23 protein-coding genes are annotated in these 24,146 nt (G+C 44.8%); 11 read left to right on the top strand and 12 right to left on the bottom strand.

Going from position 1 to position 24,146, the window contains the following annotated elements:
- Window positions 1-4: 4 nt before the first annotated feature.
- The 4 genes from Q502_RS01680 to Q502_RS01665 all read right to left on the bottom strand — a co-directional run bounded on the left by Q502_RS01680 (window position 5) and on the right by Q502_RS01665 (window position 3,256).
- Complete coding sequence (locus Q502_RS01680; protein ID WP_099830522.1) at window positions 5-619, bottom strand: hypothetical protein; 615 nt, start codon at window positions 617-619, stop codon at window positions 5-7.
- A gap of 201 nt (window positions 620-820) precedes the next feature.
- The gene (locus Q502_RS01675; RefSeq protein WP_099830521.1) at window positions 821-1,045 is read right to left on the bottom strand and encodes a hypothetical protein; all 225 of its coding nucleotides are present in this window, start codon (window positions 1,043-1,045) and stop codon (window positions 821-823) included.
- A gap of 337 nt (window positions 1,046-1,382) precedes the next feature.
- A complete protein-coding gene (locus tag Q502_RS01670) occupies window positions 1,383-2,198 on the bottom strand; it encodes a GNAT family N-acetyltransferase (RefSeq protein ID WP_099830691.1) in 816 nt (271 codons plus the stop codon).
- The gene (locus tag Q502_RS01665; RefSeq protein ID WP_099830690.1) at window positions 2,195-3,256 is read right to left on the bottom strand and encodes an alanine racemase; all 1,062 of its coding nucleotides are present in this window, start codon (window positions 3,254-3,256) and stop codon (window positions 2,195-2,197) included. Before Q502_RS01665 ends, Q502_RS01670 begins: the two co-directional genes overlap by 4 nt.
- Window positions 3,257-3,374: 118 nt before the next feature.
- On the opposite strand from Q502_RS01665, the gene Q502_RS01660 reads away from it, so the two are divergent.
- The 11 genes from Q502_RS01660 to Q502_RS01610 are packed head-to-tail and all read left to right on the top strand — an operon-like array spanning window position 3,375 to window position 15,690.
- The gene (locus Q502_RS01660; RefSeq protein ID WP_243392417.1) at window positions 3,375-3,773 is read left to right on the top strand and encodes a DUF123 domain-containing protein; all 399 of its coding nucleotides are present in this window, start codon (window positions 3,375-3,377) and stop codon (window positions 3,771-3,773) included.
- Window positions 3,754-4,536 carry an S-adenosyl-l-methionine hydroxide adenosyltransferase family protein gene (locus Q502_RS01655; RefSeq protein WP_099830689.1) on the top strand — a complete coding sequence of 261 codons (783 nt, stop codon included), beginning with the start codon at window positions 3,754-3,756 and terminating at the stop codon, window positions 4,534-4,536. The genes Q502_RS01660 and Q502_RS01655 overlap by 20 nt, the downstream gene beginning before the upstream one ends.
- A complete protein-coding gene (locus Q502_RS01650) occupies window positions 4,523-5,818 on the top strand; it encodes a PAS domain-containing sensor histidine kinase (protein ID WP_099830688.1) in 1,296 nt (431 codons plus the stop codon). The genes Q502_RS01655 and Q502_RS01650 overlap by 14 nt, the downstream gene beginning before the upstream one ends.
- Window positions 5,808-7,154: a sigma-54 dependent transcriptional regulator gene (locus tag Q502_RS01645; RefSeq protein WP_099830687.1), complete on the top strand. Its 1,347-nt coding sequence runs from the start codon at window positions 5,808-5,810 to the stop codon at window positions 7,152-7,154. The genes Q502_RS01650 and Q502_RS01645 overlap by 11 nt, the downstream gene beginning before the upstream one ends.
- Entirely contained in the window at window positions 7,129-9,723 is a 2,595-nt protein-coding gene (locus Q502_RS01640; RefSeq protein ID WP_099830686.1) for a CBS domain-containing protein, read from the top strand. Before Q502_RS01645 ends, Q502_RS01640 begins: the two co-directional genes overlap by 26 nt.
- Complete coding sequence (locus tag Q502_RS01635; RefSeq protein ID WP_099830685.1) at window positions 9,720-10,817, top strand: hypothetical protein; 1,098 nt, start codon at window positions 9,720-9,722, stop codon at window positions 10,815-10,817. Before Q502_RS01640 ends, Q502_RS01635 begins: the two co-directional genes overlap by 4 nt.
- Before the next feature lie 14 nt (window positions 10,818-10,831).
- Entirely contained in the window at window positions 10,832-11,410 is a 579-nt protein-coding gene (locus tag Q502_RS01630; protein ID WP_099830684.1) for an NUDIX domain-containing protein, read from the top strand.
- On the top strand, window positions 11,371-12,240 hold the full coding sequence (gene ispE / locus Q502_RS01625) for a 4-(cytidine 5'-diphospho)-2-C-methyl-D-erythritol kinase (protein WP_099830683.1): 870 nt from the start codon (window positions 11,371-11,373) through the stop codon (window positions 12,238-12,240). The genes Q502_RS01630 and ispE overlap by 40 nt, the downstream gene beginning before the upstream one ends.
- Window positions 12,222-13,910 (top strand): NFACT family protein, encoded by a 1,689-nt coding sequence (locus Q502_RS01620; RefSeq protein WP_099830682.1) that lies wholly within the window; start codon window positions 12,222-12,224, stop codon window positions 13,908-13,910. The genes ispE and Q502_RS01620 overlap by 19 nt, the downstream gene beginning before the upstream one ends.
- Window positions 13,907-14,827 carry a hypothetical protein gene (locus Q502_RS01615; protein WP_099830681.1) on the top strand — a complete coding sequence of 307 codons (921 nt, stop codon included), beginning with the start codon at window positions 13,907-13,909 and terminating at the stop codon, window positions 14,825-14,827. The genes Q502_RS01620 and Q502_RS01615 overlap by 4 nt, the downstream gene beginning before the upstream one ends.
- A 14-nt stretch (window positions 14,828-14,841) precedes the next feature.
- Window positions 14,842-15,690: a rhomboid family intramembrane serine protease gene (locus Q502_RS01610; protein ID WP_099830680.1), complete on the top strand. Its 849-nt coding sequence runs from the start codon at window positions 14,842-14,844 to the stop codon at window positions 15,688-15,690.
- 31 nt (window positions 15,691-15,721) lie between these two features.
- Here the strand turns inward: Q502_RS01610 and Q502_RS01605 are convergent, their stop codons facing one another.
- From Q502_RS01605 to fusA, 8 genes are all read right to left on the bottom strand, one after another.
- Window positions 15,722-16,885: a type III PLP-dependent enzyme gene (locus tag Q502_RS01605; RefSeq protein WP_099830679.1), complete on the bottom strand. Its 1,164-nt coding sequence runs from the start codon at window positions 16,883-16,885 to the stop codon at window positions 15,722-15,724.
- Window positions 16,886-17,011: 126 nt separating this feature from the next.
- The gene (locus Q502_RS01600; RefSeq protein WP_099830678.1) at window positions 17,012-17,962 is read right to left on the bottom strand and encodes a GAF domain-containing protein; all 951 of its coding nucleotides are present in this window, start codon (window positions 17,960-17,962) and stop codon (window positions 17,012-17,014) included.
- Between the two features lie 4 nt (window positions 17,963-17,966).
- A complete protein-coding gene (locus Q502_RS01595) occupies window positions 17,967-19,169 on the bottom strand; it encodes an LCP family protein (protein ID WP_099830677.1) in 1,203 nt (400 codons plus the stop codon).
- Entirely contained in the window at window positions 19,169-19,879 is a 711-nt protein-coding gene (locus Q502_RS01590; RefSeq protein ID WP_243392416.1) for a hypothetical protein, read from the bottom strand. Before Q502_RS01590 ends, Q502_RS01595 begins: the two co-directional genes overlap by 1 nt.
- Window positions 19,866-20,459: a bis(5'-nucleosyl)-tetraphosphatase (symmetrical) YqeK gene (yqeK, locus tag Q502_RS01585; RefSeq protein WP_099830675.1), complete on the bottom strand. Its 594-nt coding sequence runs from the start codon at window positions 20,457-20,459 to the stop codon at window positions 19,866-19,868. The genes Q502_RS01590 and yqeK overlap by 14 nt, the downstream gene beginning before the upstream one ends.
- Entirely contained in the window at window positions 20,431-21,657 is a 1,227-nt protein-coding gene (locus tag Q502_RS01580) for a hypothetical protein (protein WP_099830674.1), read from the bottom strand. The genes yqeK and Q502_RS01580 overlap by 29 nt, the downstream gene beginning before the upstream one ends.
- A 16-nt stretch (window positions 21,658-21,673) precedes the next feature.
- Window positions 21,674-21,952 carry a DUF503 domain-containing protein gene (locus tag Q502_RS01575; protein WP_099830699.1) on the bottom strand — a complete coding sequence of 93 codons (279 nt, stop codon included), beginning with the start codon at window positions 21,950-21,952 and terminating at the stop codon, window positions 21,674-21,676.
- Window positions 21,953-22,058: 106 nt separating this feature from the next.
- On the bottom strand, window positions 22,059-24,131 hold the full coding sequence (fusA, locus tag Q502_RS01570; protein ID WP_099830673.1) for an elongation factor G: 2,073 nt from the start codon (window positions 24,129-24,131) through the stop codon (window positions 22,059-22,061).
- Window positions 24,132-24,146: the final 15 nt, after the last annotated feature.

The raw sequence follows: 24,146 nt of genomic DNA, 5'->3' as shown, positions 1-24,146 counted from the left end.
CTTCTCAGTTAACACTCAGAGCTCTGTCGAGAAGATGCTGTCTATTCTGTGCCGAAATCTCGGCAAGCTCATCTTCAAATCCACATTCCTCACCATCTTTTGAAGCTTTCAGGTAAAGGTGAAGCTGTCTTCCAACAACATTGCTCATCGTGAAGCCTGCTTTGTCTTCCATGGTCTTACGGAAGCTTTCTGTAACTTCCTCTCCAAATTCGTCCAGCAGATGGGCATATGTCATCCCGAAGATAAGAAACTCGGCGAACATATCCTCCCGGGAAGGATGCTTCTCTCCGTAAGACTCGAGAATTCCAAGTGCGAAAGGTGAGTGCTCGAGTCTTTTGACGAGTTCGGCAATCCGCGAGAGAAAGAGGTCTGCAAGCGGGTGACAGAACTCGTTAAAAGCAACGATTCTAGACCAGACGAAGTTCTCAAGATAACTGGAGAATTCTTCATCGGGCGCCGTGACCCCTGGCTCATAGGGCCACTTCTCGGTCGCTCTACCTGGATATCTTGCAATACTGTAGAGCCAGTCAGATCCAGATGCACCAAGAGAAACAAGTTCAGGGAAAAGCGGATTTGGAGCGAAAATAAGTTCTTTGTAATTATTCCAAAAAACCGCCACTAACTCTCTCAATACTATTACCGATCAAAGCTTCGATAGCGTCTTTCTCAACCTCATTCTATAGCGTCTTCTGGCTTTCCTGGAGTTTCTCCAGAGTTCCGAACTCGAGAACCCCCTAATCTCCCTGTTCAAACCGCTCCTATGCAAACCCGGTTCGTATCTTTCGAGAAATGGCGGAAATCCAATTGGCTTGAGACCAGGTCATGAATGGCTAAGAATGTAAGTGAAGAAGAAATAGGACGGTGTTCCATCTCTCAATAACCTTTCAAGCTCATGAAAGCGTACCTTATTGCCTAGAATGAAGTTCTCTGTATCCAAACAGAGAGGGTGGTGTCTGTGGGGCTTCTGATTTGCACTTTGATTCAGCTCTGATGTCATAAGGACTATTGCCATCACTTGGATCTGCTTGTCACTTTCGACCTTCATCTTCCATCTCATCTTCAGAGTGTGTCTTTATGAAACAGAAAGAATCTTGATACAGACACCAATTATCGAATCATACCAAAGATTGCAATCAAAGCAAAACTGACTCTTTGTGTAGATTTCATTACTGCATTGAGTCCCGACAATTGACGCCATCAAAAACCATCCTGGTAATTGTAGGATATCCCGGGCTCTAGATCCGAAACTGACGCAATCAGAGTTTGTAACAGCCATTCAGCTCCACACTCAGCTCAACACCGTCTCTTCTCGAAATGAAAAAACTATCCAAGATCGTCGAGAACCACGATCACCAGATACAGTCTAAAATGACTTATGGAGATCAGATTTGAAGAGTTGAACCATCGGCGTAATAAAGGAATACATCCTTTGTTCTCTCGAAAGGTTTGAATCCATTCATTAGAAAGGGTTCTAGATCAAAATCCTCGCTGGCCATGGTATGCATACGGCCGAAACCTCTCGCCTTCGCGTAACAAACAAGCTCCTTCACGAAAACCTCAATACTCTCCCTGTCCTCCATTTCAATGAAATTGATGTCAAGACAATCATTGAACTTGGAGTTTATCGACAAAACCGCCCAGTTAGCGCCATCTGAAAGTTGCACAGGATGTATCAGGAAACTGGTCTTGTTTGGAACTTCTTTTGGAATAAATGACCAGTCTTCGCTGATGTGATCATCGATTTCCGGAATCTCGTCGCTTTCCAGAAGATTGAAGGAAAAGGGAGTCAATTCGTCAATCTCCTTCTCCAGATTTGTGAAGACAGCTATTCGTTCGAAGCCAAAAGCTTCGTTCATCTTGATCGAAGCCGTGTTGTCAAAGTAAGTTGCAAAATAAAGCCTTTCAAGCCCCAGATCTCTGGTCAACTGCAACATCTCTTTGCCCAACTCTTTCCCGTATCCCCTTCCCTGAAAGGCGGGGTCTATTCTCATCCCTTCCATCCAGCCCACTTTGTCGGAGAAGAGCCTTAGATTATCTATTCCAATTAATCCTCCTTCACTCCAAAAACCCATGAAATAGCAAAAGGGGTCGTCTACCCACTTGTCAAAAACCAGGGGGATATAGTCATCTCCTTCCCAGATCGTCTTTACGATCTCCTCAACTCTGCTCCGATCGCTCTTTTTCAGAAGCTTTATCATAAGTACACCTTCCTCACATAGGGAGATGTCATAACTCTTAACAGAGCTCCGTAAGACATTCTGAAGGGAATCGAGTCACCAACAGCAAAGGACTTCTCGGAATCGGTTACATCCACTATCAGATGGTCGCTCGAAGCATGGATTATTTCACATCCACTTACCAAAGGTGTCAATCCGGAGGGAACCACATCTTGTTCACCAAGATCAAGTATTGCCTTCATTCTCTTCCCTTTATCTACGAACCTTGGAACCCGACCAAAGGCATCATGACCGATATCGCCAATTGGTATGGAAGGCTTCTCTGCAAGTTCAATAATCTCTCCTACGAGAGTGAATGTGTTCTGTAGGGTTCCCGGAACTCTTCGGTTGTTAGTGACATCTGTTCCACACATGATAGATTCACCCAATCTGAAGTGATTTATGCCTCTGGGAAGCGTTCCATCTTCGAGAAGAGGAAGCGAAGCGGTGTTTCCTGCTGAGTATCTCCTCATGGAGTATCCGGTTGCCTTTCTAAGCGACTCTCCCAGGTCTAAAAGTATCTCGAATTTGGCGGGAGAGGCTATCACTCCGCCGAAACACCCGAGGTTTGTCCCAATTCCATCGAGATTCGTTCCGGCAATCTCGAATGCCTTCATAAGAATTGCCTCAGCCTCGTAATACATGACTCCCTCTCTGAGGTCTCCGGTATCGATCATATATATGAATTTCAAATCTTTGCCGCTTTCAGTCGATACTTCATTGAGTCTGACCAAAGTCTCCAAATTCCCTATCAGAACCGTGTCTACTAGCTCCACTACTTCCCTGAATCTAGCCTGTTCAGGAAGTCTGAGCAGGAGGTAATCGGCCTTCATTCCAGAGCCTTTAATCCTCGATATGTTCTCCAGCCTTGACTCGCCAATTTCAGAAATGCCGTTCTTCAACAGTACATCTACTATGCTGGGATCGCCGCACACGACCTTAGTCACTCCGGCAATTTCTACCCCACTGTTCTTAGCCAGTTCCCTAATCCTTCTTACATTCTCTGCGATACTGTCCCTCATCACTTCAACAAAAGCCATTCAAATCACCTCTAGTAAATTATATATTATGCTCCTCTTCCGTTCGCTGCCATCTCCTTATCTGACTAACTTGTTGTCGTATAATATCTACATCATGTATCAAAATAAGGGAAGCTATTTGATTCTACTTTTTTTGAAGGAGCCGGAAGAGATTTCTTCTCGTGGAAAGGCCTGGTCTCTGGAAACGGGATACTATCTTTACGTTGGATCGGCAATGAAATCTCTTTCAGAACGAGTTAAGAGGCACCTCGTTGAGCGAAAGAAACGGCACTGGCACATCGATTTCCTGAGAGAAAAGGCAGAGGTTGTTGCAGTGTTGCTACTTCCATCTGAGCACCGTAGAGAAGAACAGCTTTCCCGGTTCGTCTCGAATTACGGCAAACAAGTTCCCGGCTTCGGAGCCACAGACTGTAAGACCGATTCAAATCTTTATAAGCTGGAATCAGAAGGCGTAGAAAGAGTGTTCTCTTCTATCGTCCTATTATGGAGGGATAACTGTGATAGCATTTTTGAGTGACTGGGGACTAAGCAGCTACTATGTTGGTGTAGCTAAAGCCGCGATTAAAGAAGTAAATAGAAAGGCGGAGATAATAGATATATGCCATGATATCAAACCTTTCAGCATTAAACACGGAGCATACGTCGTGCAAAGAGTAATAAGGGATCTTCCCAAGGATGCAGTCTTCCTCGCAGTTGTCGATCCCGGCGTGGGAACTTCGAGAAAGCCAATAATGATGATTCTTAAGGATGGAAGGCGGCTTGTTGGTCCCGACAACGGTTTGTTCACATTTGTTGGGGAAGAGTATGGTATTCACGAGATTCGTGAATTGGAAAACAGAGAATACCACAGAGGCAGTTCGAGAAGCTTCCACGGTAGAGATATCTTCGCTCCAGTGGCTGCCTATGTGGATGCGGGAGTCGAGCCAGAAAAGCTTGGTTCAAGACTTATGAACTTCGAGTACTTGAAATACAAGAAGCCTGTCAGAGATGGAAATACGATTATGGGAGAGACCGCCTTCTATGATCACTTTGGGAACCTCGAGACCAATATTCCAGCATCTCTTGGAAAGGATCTGGAAGAAGGCGATACTCTTGAGATAGTTAAAGGGAGAAGACCCTTCAAGCTGACCTTTGGAAACACTTATTACGATGTCAACCCGGGAAACCTGATGGCTCACTTCGATTCAGCCGGTTTTTTGGAGATAACTGTGAACAAGGGAAGCGCACAGCATTTCCTTTCTATTGAAGAAGGAGAACCCATAACGCTTGTCAAAGTCTGATAGAGGTCTGTTCAAACCAGGCTATCACTACATCGTAGGCGGAGTAGTGCTGGGCGCAGGATTCCTGTTCTCCCTCTTATACGGTTTCAGTCTCGAGAGAGTTTTTCTAGTAGTTGTTTTGGCGGCCACATCGACCGTTACCGTTTATTTCACACTAGTTAGGCAACTCGAAAGGCTAATAAGGCTTGTCCGTACAGGTGAGAAAAAGACTATTGGAGAGCTTGATGGTCAGTTCAACGAGATATATGGTTTCTACAGGAATCTCTCTCTCCAGGTGGAAGAAGAGAGAAACTACTATGAGAAACTATACATGGATTACTCGGAACTCCTTAATACTCTCGATATTGCCGTTGTTTCGGTTGACGAGAAAGGGAATTTCGACCTAGTGAACGAGGCATTCATCAAGAGTTTTTCCTATGGAAGCCAGGGTGCCAGGTATCTGCGAATCGACAGATTCACAAGAAGAACAGGCCTAGTCTTTCCTCTTCAAGAAGGGCAGTACGAAGTTTACAGTAAGAAACTCGGAAAACGCTACCAAGTTTCAGTAGCACATAAGAAAAAGAGCGGTTTCTTGCTTACTCTTACCGACAAGACCAGTCAGTGGAAGACAAAACAGCTTCTTGAAAAGACAAGAAGATACGCAGTAGACGCTCAGACAGTCGCCGACCTTGCACATGGACTCAAACAACCTCTCGCAAATGTTAGACTGGCACTTGATCTGTTCAAGAGAACAAATAAAGCTGAATACATTGAGACTCTGTCGAGAGAGCTAAATTCTTTTCAAAGCAGGGTTGGGGGTATTCTACAGATCTTCAGATATGGAGAAGAGTTTGAAAGAGTCGATCTGTCAGAGCAGGTGAGCAAAATCGCCAGCTTTATGTCATCAATCTTCTCCGAAAAAAAGATTCAGCTTAGTTTAGTCTCTCTTGATAAGGGAACTGTGTTGATACAAAAAGGTAGACTCGAGAATGTGATAAAAAACCTCTTCATGAATGCTGTAGAAGCAACTACTCATGGAAAAGGTCTGATCCTCGTAAAAGTAAGGGCATCAAGAGAACTTCTGACGCTGATTCTAGCCGACAACGGAAAGGGGATAGACTCAGAGGCTCAGCAAAAGATATTCAAACCTTTCTTCTCAACTAAGTCAGAGGGATCGGGGCTCGGACTGTACCTCGTCCACAGTTTCTGCGAAGAGAACGATGTAAGATTGAAAATGAGGAGCTCACCCGGAAGGGGAACAGTATTTGCTTTGACCTTCAGGAGGCAAGTAAATGAGGAGTAGAATTCTATTAGTTGACGACGATCTCGCTTTCAACGGACTGCTGGGTGCAGCATTGGAAGAAGAGGGATACGAAGTTGTACAGGTATATAACCTGGCGCAGGCAAAAAAGCAGATATCCGAAGAAATCTTCGACTGTCTGATTCTTGACGTGAGACTGCCCGACGGTTCGGGACTTGAAATTCTTCCTGAGGCCTCGGCGAATACACCTGTAATAGTAGTATCAGCACACGGAGACATCAACACTGCAATTGAAGCCGTAAGAAATGGCGCCTTCAATTTCCTTGAGAAACCCTTCGACTTGACTCACGCACTCCTTGAAGTGAAGCGAGCAATAGAGTTCTCGGAGGTTTCTCGGGAGAGAGATAACCTTGCAGAAATGGTAGTTGCGGAACCACCCGTAGAGATACTTGGAAATAGCAAAAGCGTTATTCGCATGAAGGAAACGATTGAAATGATTGCTCCAAAGAAGGTGACAGTCCTCCTTGAAGGCGAAAGCGGTACCGGAAAGGAAGTCGTTGCAAGAACCATTCATCAAAAAAGCGGAAGAAAGAAGTTCGTTCCGATAAACTGCGGTGCTATTCCTGAGAATCTATTCGAAAGCGAACTCTTCGGTTATGAGAAAGGAGCCTTCACCGGAGCAATGAACTCAAAACCCGGCTTGATCGAGGAGTCTCATCGCGGAACACTCTTTCTGGACGAGATATCGGAGATGCCTCTTCCTATGCAAGTGAAGCTCTTGAGAGTGCTTGAGACATCTAGCAGCCAGAGACTGGGAGGTACCAATTCTCGCAAGCTTGATTTGAGAGTAATAGCGGCAACGAACAGAGACCTGGAGATCGCCGTGGCTGAAGGTGTCTTCAGAAGTGACCTCTTCTACAGACTGAACGTCGTGAGACTGAAGATTGACCCCTTAAGGGAGAGGAGAGAAGATATCCCACTTCTGATTAGTCACTTTTTGCCTACGCTTTGTGACGAGCTTGGCATGAAGAGGATCTCAAAAGTACCCGAAGAGTTTACCGAAAGCATGAAGGACTACGATTGGCCAGGGAATGTGCGTGAACTACGTAACAGGCTGTTGTCAATCCTTGCGGTGAACGGTACCTTGAAAAGCCTCTCCCGTTCGACAACTCCCGAACGTAAGCATGCTCTCGAAGACGATTTTAGATTCGAAGAAGTATCTCTCGACGAGCTGGAGAGGCGCTACATTTACTGGCTAATTGAGAGAAACGAAGGAAACAAAACAAGAGTTGCGAAGATTCTCGGGATAAGCAAGAGCACGCTTTACGAAAAACTTAAGAGGTGGAACATCTTTGAAAGTAATAACAACTCACCGTAATCCGGATTTCGATGCGTTCGCATCTGCGGTTGCAGCTCAGAAGCTCTATCCAGATCACATTATCGTCTTTGGAGGGCAGCTTGTTCCTGCGTTGAAGAGCTTCCTTTCTTCGAAAAGCCTTCTGCTGTCTTTCTACTACATCAACGAGCTGAAGATCTCCGATCTCTCCTCTGTGGTTATTGTTGACACATCAGATATAAAGAGGATTCCCTCTTCTTTGCAAAGAATAATCGGAAAGAACACAGAATTAAGGTTTTTCGATCATCACAGGACAAATCTTTCGGGCAATCAGATCGGGGTTTTCAGAGAACTGGGGTCCTGCACTACTCTACTGTGCAACCAATTGCGGAAGAAGAAAAAGGAGATTTCCCGAAATGAGGCAACTCTATTTGCAACGGCCATCTACAGGGAAACGGGAAACTTCACCCATGCCTCGACCAAAGCACAGGATCTCAGAACGGCAGCGTGGCTTATAGATATCGGTGCCCAGCCGGACGACCTGGGAGTTTACTCCAGTTACAGGTTAAGTTCGGCCCAGCAGAGACTTGTTGAATCGCTGATCCTGGGTTTGAAGAGCAAACTCGTCAGGGGCGTGGAAGTCAATATCGCAACTGCAAAGAGAGACTCTCTACCCGGCGGCTTCAGTCTCGTTGTGGAGAAGCTCTGGTCGTTTCTGGGGGTCGAGAATCTAGTGGTCTTGCTCGAGACCAAAAACAGAGTCTATTTCACAATGAGATCACGATACATGAGTCTAGACACGGCAAAACTCGAGGGAGTTCTAAGGAACGGCGGCGGGTCTTACACTCTCGGCTACTTTGAAGGTTGCTCTGTTGAAGATGCCGAAGAAAAGATAATCAGGAACTTCGAAGACAACATCGATCGTCTTATAAAAGTCAGGGAAATAATGTCTTCTCCTGTAAGAACAGTACTAGCCGAGATGAAAGTGGAGGACGTCTTCAAGATAATGCACAGAACCGGTCATCACACACTTCCAGTGGTAGACCACGAAAAGATAGTGGGTGTCTCGAAGTACAGAAACGTTGAAAAAGCCGTTCGCCACGGACTTGCAACAAGAAGAATAATCGAAGTCATGGACCGCTTTTTCGTTACAGCGTCTGCTGATGATTCAGTTCAATCGGCGACTGACAAGATGGTAGAGAACGATACAACCGCAATATTGATTATCGACAACGGCATACTAATTGGAATCGTTACTAGAACTGATTTGCTGAAAAGCGCTTTTGGAAGAAAGAGGATAATCGACCCTGGAGGCAATGACAGTGATCAGAGTTATTCGAAGTTTCCTATCGAAGATCTCATCGAGGAACGTGTGGAAAAGCGAATAGTAACAATGTTGAGATTTCTTGGAGCGGTCGGGAGCGAATTGAATATGCCGACATATATCGTTGGGGGTTTTGTCAGAGATTTACTTCTTAACAAACAGAATCTTGACCTGGATGTTGTAGTTGAGGGAAACGCAAACGCTTTTGCCGAGACTTTCAAGAAATATTTCAACATCAAGATCGTAGAACACAGAGAGTTCCTTGCAAGCTCGATGTTCTTCAACGATGGGCTGAGAATCGACGTAGCTACCGCTAGAACTGAGTATTATAAGAAGCCTGCAATGCTTCCGGAAGTGGAAATGAGCACGATCAAGAAAGATCTATATAGAAGGGACTTCTCAATAAACGCAATGGCAGTGAAACTTAACCAGGAAGAGTTTGGGATTCTGATCGATTTTTTTGGTTCAAGAAGGGATCTTTCAAAAGGAGTGATAAGGGCGCTTCATCCACTTAGTTTTATTGAGGACCCGACCAGAATTCTCAGAGCCGTCAGGTTCGAACAACGCTTTGGATTCGAAATTGAAGTGAGAACTGCCGAACTATTGAAGCAGTGCGCTGCAGAAGGCTATCTTGATAGAGTGACAGGTCAGCGGCTTAGGGATGAGTTGATCAAGACTCTCTATGAACCTCTTCCTTTGAAGGCTTTGAGAAGGCTTTCGGGGTTTGGCGTAACTGAGAAGCTCTTCCCACAGTCGAAATTTGATAGAGAAACCGATATAATGCTTGACAGGTACTTCTGCAGAAGAGACAGAAACGCTTCGATCATAGGAGAAGACAAAATATTCTACACTCTCTTGATGATTATGCTAAGAAATAGCGATAATGAGGCTGTTGAATGGTGTATCGAACGCTACGGACTTACGAGAAACTTTCTCGACAGGCTTACTGATGCAATAGACACTGCTGGTAGAATAGTAAATGAGAAGCCCAAAACGCCTTCTCATTTTCATGTTTTGCTTAGAACAAGGAAACCGGAAACCCTGAACTTCGTTGACAGCCACCTCGATGATGATTATGACCTCCTGTTTTTCTCTTATCTGAAGAGACTGAGCGAAACAAGATTGACAGTCGACGGAAACACGCTAATAGAGAAATACGACATGAAAGAAGGACCGGAGATCAGGGAAGCGCTTGACAGACTGTTCTGTGCGAGACTGGACGGTCTTGCTGAACAAGAGGAAGATGAATTTGTCAGGAAATACCTAAAAGGGAGGGGATCGAAATGAAAAGAGCGAAATTGTTCTTGATATTGAGTGTATTAGTAGTAGTTGCGTTCACAGTTTCTTCTTGTTTCCCAATTAAAGGAACCATCCTGCTTCTAGCGCAGAGAATCGGATGGGAACCCGGAAAGCCGGTCGTTATTGAAGCCAACGCACTATTATTCATGCCAGATCAATCGTCGAACTACCAGTGGTCAGTAGATGCCAAACCTCAAGGGAGTTCTAACTGGATATCGAGAAATGACCTGGTCAAAGTAATCCCGAGCGACAGAAACTCGAAAGTTGTCGTTTACCTTCCTGTTTACGAAAACTTCGAAATCAAGATTACCGCAAAAATCTCTGGAACCAGTGCAAGTGGAGATCATGCGAACTACAGCTCAGAGATTACGAAACACGTAAGCGAAATACCCGATGTATTGGTTGAGGTCTTCGAGAAGAGTCTTGGGTTCAATACACCAGACTTGTGGTTTGAGGATTATTTGGATGGTAGTAGATCAAGTTCGGTAAGGACTCCTGTGTTTTTTAAACTCAGCAAGGCTCTGCACTCAACTGCTTACTACAACAGAATCGGTTGGGGAGTATACCCTAAAAATGAAAGCATTCTTCCGGCTGCACAAGTGGTGTTTCATGGCGATGCTGAATACGTTGTAAACAGCACCTCGACATCTGTTTCTACAACCATGGAGAACTGGTTTAAGCTTGTGGATATTGATCACAACCGATTCAAGATGCGAATCGAGCCGCAGAGTCTTGTAGGACTAGATTCAGGATGGAGAGTAAGAGACTGGATAGTATCACTGAACGTTTCTCAGGCTGTTCTGGATAGTCCAGACACTCTAATATATCTTGTGAAAATCGATCGTTCAAGTTACAGAGCAACTCATATATACAATATTAAAAATGAATTCTATCTTTCTGAAGTAAGCGGCGATTTTAGAGAAGAGGCAATTGTTCCCGCAGCGTACCTTCACGAATCGAAATATGGAACACTTTGGAGTGAGGATAATTATTTTGCAGTTGTAGTTATGAATTATGACAGTGTAGCACCCCAGGTAATAACTGATCCATATGTAATCAAAGCTGCCGAGATGATCTGGTAGCAAAGGAGAAAGGCTTGGAAGAGAGAGTTCTCGTAGTCGATGTTGACTGTCTAGGAGAGCTGGCAACCCGTAACGGGTTGTTGGCTCTTCCTTTGGATGAAATTAGAGAACGCGTCAGGAGATTCGGAAGGTTCGTACCGCGTTCCGATGCAGAGCATGATGAATCAATGAGGCAAATAATACCTTATGCGGTCTTCAAGAATGGAAATGAACACCTCCTCATGAAGAGAACTAAGAAGCAAGGAGAGGCGCGTCTTCACGACATGTATTCGATAGGTGTCGGGGGTCACATCAATCCAGAAGACGGAGCGTATCCCTGGGAGGCATTTGAGAATGGCTTCGAACGGGAGATCCGAGAAGAAGTCTCGGTGGAAATTCACTCAATTGAATACTTGGGAATCTTGAATGACCTTCAGACGGCTGTAAGCAGGGTCCACATGGGTATTGTATACTTGGCAGAGGTGGATTTCAACGGATTTAACGAAGTAGAAAAGTTCACGGGTGAGATGGTCGACCTGGCAATGCTTTACAAATATAGGGAGAAGATGGAAACATGGTCTCAAATCGTTTTGGGATATCTTCTGTCTCGTTGAAATGTCCGGCAAAGATAAACCTGTATCTTGCAGTAGATAAGAGGAGAAGTGACGGATTTCATAACATAAGCTCCGTCTTCCAGACAATAGATTTATTTGATGAGCTGATCCTTACTCCAGGAGTCAGTGAGACTTACTTCAAATGCAATACCGACATTAGCTGGAATCAAGAGAACACTCTTCACAAAGCGCTTACTGAAGTTGAAAGGCAGACTGGGAGAAAGATCAAAATTGGAATGGAACTGAAGAAGAGGATTCCTCCAGGAGGAGGTTTGGGTGGAGGTAGTTCAGATGCCGCTTCTTTACTGAGATTCTTTGCTCAGATATTCGAAATCGAACCTGAAAGACTGATCGAAATGGCATCGATGGTCGGTAGCGATGTCCCTTTCTTTCTTAGAGGTGGAACAGCAATAGCTTCGGGAAGAGGCGAGATTCTTAGTTATCCTGGCGATGTAACGGGATATTCCGTTGATTTGAGCTTTCCGGAGGTTGAGGTCTTGACAGTACTGGCATACAGATTAATAGATGAACGGGATTTCTTTCCTGGAATTGATGAGAGAGGGGCCGAGCAATACTATAAAGCCCTGAAAGCTCGTGATAGCCTTGGGATAAAGAATCTTTCTCTAAATTCATTTCAGAATCCCATCTTCAGTTGCTTTGCGGAGATCAAAGAGCATTATTCTAAATCCTCGTCAGAGAAACCTAATGCAGTCGTAACGATGATGACAGGATCAGGATCAACCATCTTCTCACTTTTTCAAGGCAGAATTGGAAAGTACAGGTTCATTAGTTCAGAGGAGCTGAATAGAGTATGGTATTCGACGGGTTGACTCTTCAGAGAGTCTTAGCAGAGATCTCAACTGGTCTTGGAACGCAGCTTCGGCAGGTATATCAGATTGGAAAGACGGAATTCTTTCTTAAGCTGTCAAAGATGGGAATCGAGATTTCCGTAAACCCCTCTTCTCCATATGTAATTGCATCTGAAAGAGATCGGAACTCCCCGTCGCTAGAAACCCCTTTCAGCATCTTCTTGAGAAGACATTTGAACGGTTTCTTTGTCACAGGAATAGAGCAGAAGGAAATGGACAGAATACTGAGGCTAGACTTCGAAGGAAGGGATGCCTTTGGCGAAAGGACGAAGTACTCTATTGTAACTGAATTCATTGGCCCGGGCTCGAATATGATAGTGCTTGATGAAGAAGGCATGATAGAGCAAACATTCAAAGAGATGATTACTTCTAAGAGGTCTCTGGTTAGAGGACTTAAGTATTATTCTCCCGAAAGCCCCGGAAGGTGTTTGAGAGAACTGTCAGCTGAAGAAATTGTCTCCACTCTTCAAGAGTCTAATCAGATTCTTTCGAAGGCAATCAGCGTATCCTTTACTGGCCTCTCACGAGCAACAACTGAAAACATAGTCGGATATCTTCAGCTTGAAGACGTTCCTCCTCTTGCACTTGGAAAGGAAAGGCTCCGCGAGACTGCCGAATTCTTGAAGAGTCTGGTAGAGAACTCCAGTGACGACTTTCTTTTCACTCTTGAAGCCAAGAACGGAACTGAGCTTTCTCCAATCCCTCTTGATTTCAAGGGTCATTGTGAGAAGATTCCGGCATCCCTGGCGATCAGCAAGACTCTTGAATCGATAGGGGTTGAAACCGAGATTGACAGGAGAAAGTCAACGATTCTCAGAAAAATCGAGAGAGCTTCAAAGAGACTCTTCCTATTAGCCGAGAAGCTTGAGAAAGAGCTTGCAGAAGTGGAAAACTATGAAGAATTCAGAAGATACGGAGAGCTACTCGTCGCAAATCTTTACCGGTTGAAGGAAAGACAGTCAGAAGTGGAGCTTGATGACTGGGAAAGCTCTAGCAAGGTTAAAATATCGCTCGATAAGAGACTGACGCCATCGGAAAACGCGCAACTCTTTTTCAAGTACTTCAGCAAGTCACGGCGGAAAGAGTTTCAAGTGAAGAAACGGCTGAGAATACTTCGTGCTGAAAGCGATTACTTGGAGCAGCTGAAAGAGATGATCGTTCAGGCAGAAACAATTGACGATATTCAGGAATTCTCATCGGAATTGGAAGAAGCAGGAATAATTCACAAAGGCAAGAGCGAAAGAAAGAAGAAAAAGAAGGTTCAGAATTACGGACCGAGAGTCTTCGAAAGAGATGGAATGAAGTACCTCGTGGGAAGAAACAATCTTCAGAATGACGACATAACGAAAAACGCTTCCAGGAATGATCTGTGGTTTCATGCCCGAGGCATTCCCGGAGCCCATGTTATACTTAAAAGAGCGGGAAAAGAGATCACTTCAGATGCTCTCCATTACGGCTCTTTTCTTGCAGCAATGTATTCAAGAGGAAAGCAATCTGGGAAGGTGGAAGTAGTATATACCGAAGTTCAAAACATAAGAAAGCCCAAAGGAGCTAAGCCAGGGATGGTTCTATATAAAAAATCGGAAACAGTTACAGTAGATCTCACCAAAGAGGTGTTACCAAAAAAATGATAAAGCTTCCTCCATATATCTTTTTTCTAGGGGGTTTCCTAACTTACGCTTCGATTTTCTTTTCGAGTGCTTCCGTGTCGATGACGATGTCGGTTATCGGAATGACAATAAGCCTCTATATCTGGTATATTCTTGCCTGGAATCGCGATAGACACATAAAGAATATGAAAACAAAGGGCCTCGTTAGGCCGGAGCAAATTCTTGAGCTCAAAATCACAAGTAATTCCAGAGTCTGGGTAATTGTGTACTCCGCCAGCTATTTGACAATGAACTTGACGGGTCTTTATATCGTCAAGGCCATTGTTGAAAACATAGACATCAACCTCGATGTTCCCAGCATGGAAGAACTGATGACGCTGCTCGGCACTGGCTACGTTCTCTCCAGCTGGTTGTTCTTCTTGACAGGAATCGCTTCTCTGTTTCTTTATGGGAAGCTGATCACAATGCTGTACAACGACGAGATGAAGATACAGTCACTTGAGAGCAAACACAGGAACATCCCTGAGTTGATTGTCAAGCCACTGTCTATAGTTGTGATGGTAGTCTTCACGCTCGTAACCTACGGCCTGTTTAGCTGGTTCATGAGATACAGGTTGGCCGCTATACAAAGATTTCACAACCAGATCGAGAGGAAGCTTGACGAGCTAGATATTTCATTTAAGGGAAAGGCGATTCAGGAGCATCAGCAAGAGGAAATAGAGAGTCCAAAAACGAAAGACAAAGAAATCCTGGAGAAATACTCTTCCAGTCTTGCCACGACCGGCGAAAGCGAAAGAAGAAAAGAGATTATCGCTTCTCTATTCAGAGATCTGGGCGATCTGAAATCCGACCAGGCTTTATCTCTGCTCAATAATCTACTTTCGAGGCAGTTACTTACGGAAAATGAGTTCAACAGGCTCACAAGACTTTTAGTTTAGCAGGAGGAAGGAAATTGATCCGATTCAGAAGTGCAACCATAACTTTGATAATAATAAATGTCGTTGTATATCTTTTTGTTATGATCATGGGGCTTTTCAGGGGCCCAATGGGCGTCAGTTATCGCGACTTGATAACGATTTATGGTGGGGTGAGCAGGTTTGCTCTTTCAAATGGCCTCATTTACACCCCTCTGACCGCTCTCTTCCTTCATGGAAATCTGATGCACATTCTCTTCAACATGTGGGCTCTATTTCAGCTTGGACACATAGTTGAAGGAGTTTATGGTATGAAGTGGTACCTCATCTTCTACTTCATTACGGGAATTAGCGGGAGCCTGAGTGCTGCTGCGTTTTCTAATGCATTCACTATTGGCTCGAGCAGCGCTATCTTCGGACTCGTAGGTATCCTTTTCACTTTGGGACTTAAAGATGACACTCCTGTCGCGCTACGCTCGATAACCGGCTACTCCCTACTTCCTATCATATTGATCAACTTGTTTCTCGGCTTCAGTATTCCAGGGATAAGCAACGCAGCTCATATTGGTGGCCTTGTGGCCGGTGCGATAATCGGTTGGTTCGCAAAGCCTGCTTATGCTAGATTCGCCCGTACTAGAAAAGTCTTTACGAAAGTGAAGGAGAAGAGTCCCGAAGAGTTCTCCAGAGATATTCTTGTAAGGTATATTCCTGTTCTGAACGATCTCAAAAACGTGAAATCAGAAGAGAGAACGTTGAGAATCGTTCAGTTGAGAAGTGAGCTGAGCAGTCTGAAGGATCAGGAAGTAGCCTCAAAAGTTCTCTGGGAGCTCTACAGACGTGATCTACTTTCAGAAGAGGAGTTCGAACGCTTGAGAAGATTTCTTTGACATTACAATAAGAGCCCCTTTCGGGGCTCTTTCATTCTATGAAGTCGCCGTCGATATGCATCTCAGCATCCACAAAGTCTTCTACAAAGAGAACTCGGGGAGCGTCAATACCGTTGAAATTAGTAGCATACTCGGTTGTGTAAGCACCGGCATTGATGAAGTATACTATGTCTCCGTAACCAATGTTCTTCGGAAGATCGATTTCATGATAGATCGTATCCACGGAATCACACGTGGGACCTGCAAGATGGAAAGAAATCTTTGTATCATCGACCTTTCCTTCTGTCAACACCTCGTATCTGAAGCCTTCAATCGTTTCGGTAAGACCGTGAAATACACCGGCATCAATGTACGCCCACTCTTCTTCACCCTTTTTACTTCTAAGAATAACCTGGCTAACGAGAACAGCGGAATTTCCTACCATCGATCTTCCTGGTTCTATGAAGAGCTCGAGATTAGAAACTGAAGACATGTACTTGTCGAGTGCTTTGTTAATTATGTCGCCATATGACTTAACAGACTTGATTTCTCTAACATGCCTAACGGGCATCCCTCCACCAAGGTTGAGCATGCGAAGGTTTATATTCTTCGAGCGCAGAGTCTTGAATACTTCCGAGGCATCTCTTATGGCGTCGTCCCAGCTATTGACGTTGTAATTCTGAGAACCAACATGGAAGCTTACTCCGTAAGCGTCAAGTCCAAGCTGATCGGCGTATTCCATTATTGAAATGACATGGTTCACATCGGTTCCAAACTTTCTTGAGAGAGGCCAGTCGCAGTCGCCCCCGCTCGTAGCGATTCTTCCGTACACTTTGCTTCCGGGAGCGTGGGCGGCTATCTTCTCCACTTCCATTTCCGAGTCGACAGCATAGTAGTCTATTCCAACGGAATAAGCGTACGCAATATCCTCTACTTTCTTGATCGTATTTCCAAAACTCATTCTTTCTGGACCAATTCCAAGTGAGAGAAGTTTCTCAATCTCTCCGCGCGATGCTACGTCGAAATTACTGCCGAGGTCCCGAAGAGTCTCGATAATCCTGGGGTGTGAGTTCGCTTTAACCGCGTAAAACACCTGAACATTCCTAACATGGCTTACAATGTCGAAATAGTTGTTTCTAACGTAATCCATATCCATTATCAAGAATGGTGTCTTTACTTCTCTTGCGGCCTTTCTTACCTCAGGGGTAATGTGCACTACGGCATCCCTCCTATAAAATAATCAAGTTATTGTAGCATCGATACTATGAAGGAATGCCAAAGATAAAATGTCATTTATAGTTTAATAACGTTACAAAACCATATTGCCCAATAATAGGCGCTTTCAGCTTTCTATGAGGAGTCTGCAAGTTTTTTCTAGAAATTCCCGATCAAGATCATCGAAACTGTTTTGAAAATGACTGTCAATATCCAGTTCACCTATGACTCTTTCATCGACAATCAAGGGTAGTACGATCTCTGACTTGGTACGCGCGCTGCACGAAAGATAGTTGGTCTCCTGTGAAACATCTGGTATGAGAAATACACTCTTCGTCTCGGCCGCCTGGCCGCAAATTCCGCTACCGAAGCCTATCCTGACGTGTTCGGTGGGTTCGCCCACATACGGTCCCAGTATGAGGGAGTTATCTCCATCGGAAAGATAGAAGCCTGTCCAGTTATAGTAGTCTACATACTTGTCGAGAAGCTTCGAAACAATCGTCATCTTCTCATCGAAACCGCATCCCTTAGTGCTCATCTCTATGTACTTGAGTAAACGGTCAAATCTCTGTACCTTCTCCTCCATAGACATACTAATGCGAACGTTCATTTCGGAATACTCTATGAAGTCTTCCAATGCCCTCATGGCTACGGCAGAGAAGTCTTTTATGTTGCCTTCACTCCAGCAATGAAGAAGATCTATCATTACTACATTTCCCTTTGAAGTTGGAACGATAAGATGCTCTTGTTTTCCCAGAGCACCCAGAATGTGGATCACAAAGTCTTCCCTTTCCAGGTGAAGCTGTGACGATATCTTTCCAAGATTTTTAAGGACCCTCCCTTTCTCGATAGGACCATGACTTTCCCAATAATGAGAAAGTCTGTCTATCTCCCTTCTTTCCAGTTTCTCAATCTCTCCTGAGAGGGTTCTGTCATCTAGATTGTTCTTGAACATGTATTCTTCGAGTACCCTTGGATGCTTTTCTCTGTATGCAGCCCAGAAGTCTCCCCACTTTTCCTTCGGATAGCTTAGAATACTGAAATAGTCATAAGTGAAATCCCTGAAAATGCTCCTCATCTAGCTACTTTCCTCCTACGCCAAGCAATACATAAGCATCATAATTGGACGGGTAGAATCTGTTTTCAGAAAGCGAATCGATCAGGCCGTAGTAGTAGTCCAGTCCCCCAAAGCTTGAAGTAACCATTACTATAGGTCTATGATATACATGAGCCTTAGAGAATAGCTCCCTGATTTCCGTTGCTCTATTATTAATGAAGAGATATGTACCTCTCTTTTCAATCCCATTTATTTCTGGAACTAGACCCGTTGCATCTATCTTCACGCCTGCCTGAGCAGACCACTGAGCCTTTATTGTCTCGGCAAAATCTCCGAAACGAGTGCTGTAATCAGGAATGTTATTGACCACAAGAATTTTTGGTGAAGAGCTTGCACCCCTTGTAGGTTCTGGATCATCACTTCCCGGTCCTGTAGGTATTATCCGACCTTCTCCATCTATGTAGTAGTCTATCTGGGCAAAGCTGACAGACCTCGGTCCAGTGAAAAAGCCGACGGCGAAATCCGTGAGAGACTTCTTGTCGATGCTGATATCTGTCTTTTCGAGCAAGAAGTCAATCATCTCGACTATCTTTGAGGGTCCTGCGTTAACAAGGTTCTTCAAGAGCTGCTCCACCACCAGTCTCTGCCTCTCTATCCGGCCCAAATCCCCAGAATCCGCCTGCCTATAACGCAGAAACTTGAGCAAATCTTCACCCTCAAGAAAGTGTATTCCAGGTTCAAAGTGAATGTGGAGTCCCTGCTGAAAGTCATCGTGATGCATCAAGGAATTCACTTCAACTCTTATAGGACCGGTGAACCTTGTCAGTTCAGTCACAGTGCTGAAATCAACAACTACCCAACCGGTTATTTCTCTTTCTGTGAGTTCCTCGACTCCCTTGATAAGTGCCTCCATTCCGAATGAGTTGTATAGTGAATTGATCTTCCTTTTCTCTGATCCATAAGAAATAACTGTATCTCTCGGAATACTTTTCAAGAGAAGTTTTCCAGAGGATCCAAAGTAGACTATGGAAATATAGTCAGTTCTTCCGCCAACGGCAGCCTTTGAGTTACCTCCAGAATCTATGCCAACTATCAGCACTGTCTCTCCCACAAGGTCTCTTCCAGTCATAGAACCGTATGCATCCCTGAAAACCAGAAAAACTAGGAAGAAGAAGAGAAAGACCTGAAGAACCGAAATGGTTGCAAGGGTAAAGTGAACAGACTTCATCAGTTTGAGAGTGCTCTCTTCACACTGTCAAGAGAATCGGGCTTTAGATATAGACGGCTAACGGTTTCTCCTCCAACCCCTACAGAGATCTTCAAAGGAAACTGAGTTAGTGTTTCCAGCTGATACGCCATCCTTGAAGAGCTTCCAAGTCTGTCGAGAAGTACGGCAATCCCCCTAGATGTAAGAGTAGTGGAACCGTCGTTTTCCTTTACTGTTTCTGCAAGTCCATTTATCTTCCAGTAATCGAACAGCTTGAACCCTCTTAAGGCCATTGCATCAATTAACTGAACGGGATTCGAAGCATTCACACCTAATCCCGATGCGAGTTCACTTATCAGCTTAGGACTAAGATTCACGAAGTATGAGAAGTCACTGTTGGTGTTCAACCAACTATGCACCAATCTCATTGCCTCTGCGCCAAGTTGAGGATCAAGAACCTCTTTGGAGTTCTCGATCGTTGCAAATACCGGAAAAGTTACCACAGAAGTCCGGGCGCTCACAGTGGTTCTCAAATAGTAGTACACGTGTTCACTGCCCTCCTGCCAGTGGAAGAGATAGTCCACATAACTTGCCTTCATCTCATCGCTTCCGCTGACTGAGCTGATTGTGAAATACACATAACCGGCACCGGCAGCAACGATTACTAAGATAAGAATAATCAGCCACAACAACTTCGGACCACGTCGTTTCTTTGGCTTAATTAGAGACATGATTGGCACCTCCAAGTAATTCATTCCACGTCCACACAGTCTCAGGAAGCAAGAGACTGCCCGACTTTACGGCCCATGTTATTTTCAATCTTATCACGTCAACAAACGATTTTTCCAGATCTGCTTCGGCCGCCACACGAATCTGGAGGGCCTCGGGAAAGGATCTACTTTCCTCGCTAATATCGGCAATCATAAGTATCTTTCCAAGCACACACATACCGGGAATCCCGCTGACATGCCAGTACACTGCCTCAAACACGTCACCTTCCAGTCCGAACTCTTCATTTAGAAAACAGGCAGCAACCTTGCCATGAAGAAGAATTGGGAAGTTTCTCTCGATATCTGATGGCTCTATCCCGTATGAGACTGCCTTTCGCATAAGTTCATCTCCATCCGCATCTCGGAAGAGATCGTGCGACAAGGCTGCGAGTGCTGCCTTAAAAGGGTCTGAGTTATGTACAACGCTGAGTCTCTTTGCCAATCTCTCGACCCCCGAAATGTGTTCTAGTCTCTCAGGAGAGCAAGTCTCTTCTGCCTTCTCACGAACAACTTCAGTTAGAATATCGTACCCTATATTCAACCTCTACCTCCGCTACCTCGCCTGGATCGACCGATACCGTGTAAGTCCACATACCTGTTTCTTTTATGTAGTCGAAATCACAATCTTCGCAATTCAGGTGGAATTGTTCGGCGTTCTGACCAAGGTAGTCTTCAATTTCAACTGTTACAGTCTCCTCGGAAAGGTTCCTAACGTAATAAGTGTTCTTGTAATATCTATACTTTGAATCACCAAGCGTTGTCACAGTCGTCTTTCTACCCGAAACTTCTATTGATCTTGCTATGCTTTGAAGAACAACACTCTCTCCCTTTGCAATATTTCCAATTCCTGCAGAACCTAAGTATACAGATTCGCTCCAGACCTCCATGACGCCGGACGGAAGATCAATTGGAACTTCATTCAGATAAACGTCAATTTCAACTCCGGTGAAGTTACTTCCGCCTCTACTTGCTCTGAAGACTAGCCTCTTATCTCCAGAAAAGAGTTCGGAGAGAAACGCAATATAGTTGGTGCCACGTTTCAGAGGAACGGAAATCTCGTAAAGTCTCGTCTCAGCATCGGAAGTAGTAGGAGATACTGAGTAAGATTCATTTACCATCTTTGCCGCCATGTCCCTGGTTGCATAACCGTAACCTGGATTTGATGAGACCAGAGTCACGTTTTCATTGGTTTCCATTTCAAGATGCACTATCATAAGACCCGTTAGAGAGAAATCCTTAAGTGAGAGCGAGTACCTCGTGGTCCAGCTGTTGTTCCTAACTTGATACGCAAATGAAGAGTGACCGCTGAAGCTATCCTGGGAGTTCAACAGAAAACGGGCGTTTGGGCTGAACTCATCGGAGAAAACGGGATACCCTTTTGGATTCACGATGATTTCGCCATATGAATTTCTGAATACTGGAAGAGGCGAGACAACCTCAAGTCTCTCAACTCTACCGTCTTCATAAACAAACTTAACAGGTCTTCCCAGATTTCTTTCGTATAGCGATTCCACGCTGTCACCTGGAACAAAGTTGATCGTAGTAGACTCAGGCACCCCAAATACAGAGAAGGTTTCTGGTTGAACTTGGGCACCATAAGGAACCTCAATAACCGCTCTTCCTTTCTCAAAAGCTACCTCCCCGGTGAGAATCGAGAAACCATTGAAAATGTAGAGTTGCTCAGAAAATGCGACAAATGCTCCGATAATGAAAACAACTAGAATCAGAAACCTTTTCATACCCCACCTCCAGTTTTCACCAGATCTCTCCTTCCTCTCCATAGACTTCGACACCGTTCCAGATCATTCGCTGCCAAACAGACTGAAATAGAGAGTCCAGCTCGCTTCTTTTGCACGCAACCATGCTTACGGTAATCTCTGCTTCCAGCTTCGAATCGTGTTTTCCCGTCTCCACAACGGAAGCGTTGAAATTTCTTCGAAGGTCGCTAAGGATCGGCCTTATGATGGACCGTTTTTCCTTCAATGAACTTATTCCGTAAAGTCTCAATAGATAGGTCACATAACCTACGTGCATCTTGTCTCCTCCAAGTTCTCTCGAATCTATGACATCTGGCGCTTGACTGCCGTTCAAAAGAAAGCGGGGGATAACCCCCCCCCCCGCTTAGTCAATCTGAAAAGCATTACTTCTGCTGTTCTTCAAGCTCCCTCTGTCGTTCAAGAATGATTTTCTGCTGGACATCTGGTGGGGTCTCCTGATAAGAGTTGAATCTCATGGTGAAGTAGCCCCTTCCGCTAGTTATAGAGCTCAGCTTGTTAGCAAAATCAAGCATTTCCGCAAGTGGGACCTGAGCGACGACTTTCGAAGTGCCCTTCCCTTGAGGTTCCATGCCCATCGGTCTGCCTCTTCTAGAAGTTATCTCACCCATTATATCCCCTGTCGCTTCTTCGGGGACGAAGACATCGACATCCATCAAAGGTTCAAGAATTACCGGATTGGCTTCTCCCATACCATTCTTGAACGCCTGCCTGGCAGCTATCTGGAAAGACATATCTGAAGAATCTACATCGTGGTAAGAACCGTAGAAAAGCGTTACTTTTGCATCGACTACCGGATAAGAAGCCAGCACGCCCTTTTTCATTGCCTCAACGATACCTTTCTCAACTGCAGGGATATAGTTTTTCGGAACGACTCCGCCGACGATTTTATCAATGAACTCAAAACCGGCACCACGTTCATTAGGCTCAATTCTGATCTGAACGTGTCCGTATTGACCGTGACCACCGGTTTGCTTTTTGTGTTTATACTCAGCCTCAACGGTCTTTCTCACTGTCTCTCTGTAGGCGATTTTCGGCTTTCCTACTTCGACATCGACGGAGAAGAGTTTTTTCAGCCTCTCTATCATTATGTCTAGATGCACAGAACCCAGACCGCTGATAACCGTTTCATTGGTTTCGGGATCGTTTTCCCACTTGAACGTAGGGTCGGACTCTGCAAGTCTCGCGAGACCTCCGCTAATCTTATCGATGTCTCCTTTTGACTTGGGCTGAATCGATTTAGAAATCATTGGTTCAGGCATTTCCGGCAATTCGAGTTTCAGCTGTCTGTCCTTGTGAGCTACCGTATTACCTGCAGCGCTCTTCTTGAGCTTACTCAACTTGACGATATCCCCGACAGTAGCCTCATCTACCTCAATCTCCTTTGTACCCTCGGGAAGCATAACATGTCCGACTTTCTCCAAGGATTCTTGATCAACCACGATGAAAGTGTCTCCTTGTTTGAGTGTCCCTGAAAGTATCTTCATGAAAGTCAGCTTTCCAACGAAGGGATCGACGACTGACTTGAAAATGTAAGCCACAAGCGGCTCTTCTTCGGTAGCGTTGACTTCTATCTTCTCTCCGGAAAGAAGTGTGGCTGCCTTCGGCGATGTCTCTGATGGCTTCTTTCCAACTTCGATCACAAAATCGAGTAGCTGCGAAATTCCGATATTCTTTGCCGCCGAACCAAGAAGAACCGGAATCACTTCATTTCCAAGATAGGCCTTTTTGAAAGCCGAGGTAAGCTCATCTGTCGAGAGGGGTTCTCCCTCTAGATACTTCATCATCAGCTCCTCATCGTTCTGAACGATGTCCTCGATCATTTTTGTTCTAGCCTCTTCGGCAGCTGATTTGAGATCTGCCGGGATATCTTCTTCTTTGAATACGCCACCATCTTCGAAAATGAACGCCTTCATTTTCACTAGATCAATCAGACCTCTGAAACCAGCTTCACTGCCTATTGGAAGCTGCACAAGAACCGGTGTTCTCTCAAAGGTGTCTCCTAGATCGGCGAGTGTATCTGCGAAACCGGACCTCTCTTTGTCCAGCATGTTGAAGAATGCAATTATCCCTTTTCCATGCTCTTTGGCGACCGAACCAAACCTTTCGGTTTGTATCTCAATCCCGGCAGTAGAATTTATTACCACCACGATGTTCTCTGACACTAAGATTCCGTTTGCAGTCTCAGCATAGAAGTCCGACATACCGGGAGTATCGATGACGTATATCCTGCTATCGTTGTGGCGAACACTTGTTACCCCCATTGAGAAACTTGCTTTCTTCTCTCTTTCAACTTCTTCAGAATCGGTTGCAAGGATGCCTATACGATCAATCAACTTAGCGTTATAAAGCATCGCATCAACAATTTGAGTTTTTCCAGACCCGTGGTGCCCAATTAGTGTAATATCTCTCTTGGCATCGACAGGAATCTTGTCCATATCTGACCACCTCCA

The sequence above is a fragment of the Mesotoga sp. Brook.08.YT.4.2.5.2. genome, assembly GCF_003351125.1.
Classification (GTDB): Bacteria; Thermotogota; Thermotogae; order Petrotogales; family Kosmotogaceae; genus Mesotoga.
This window is presented reverse-complemented; position numbering and strand designations above follow the sequence as displayed.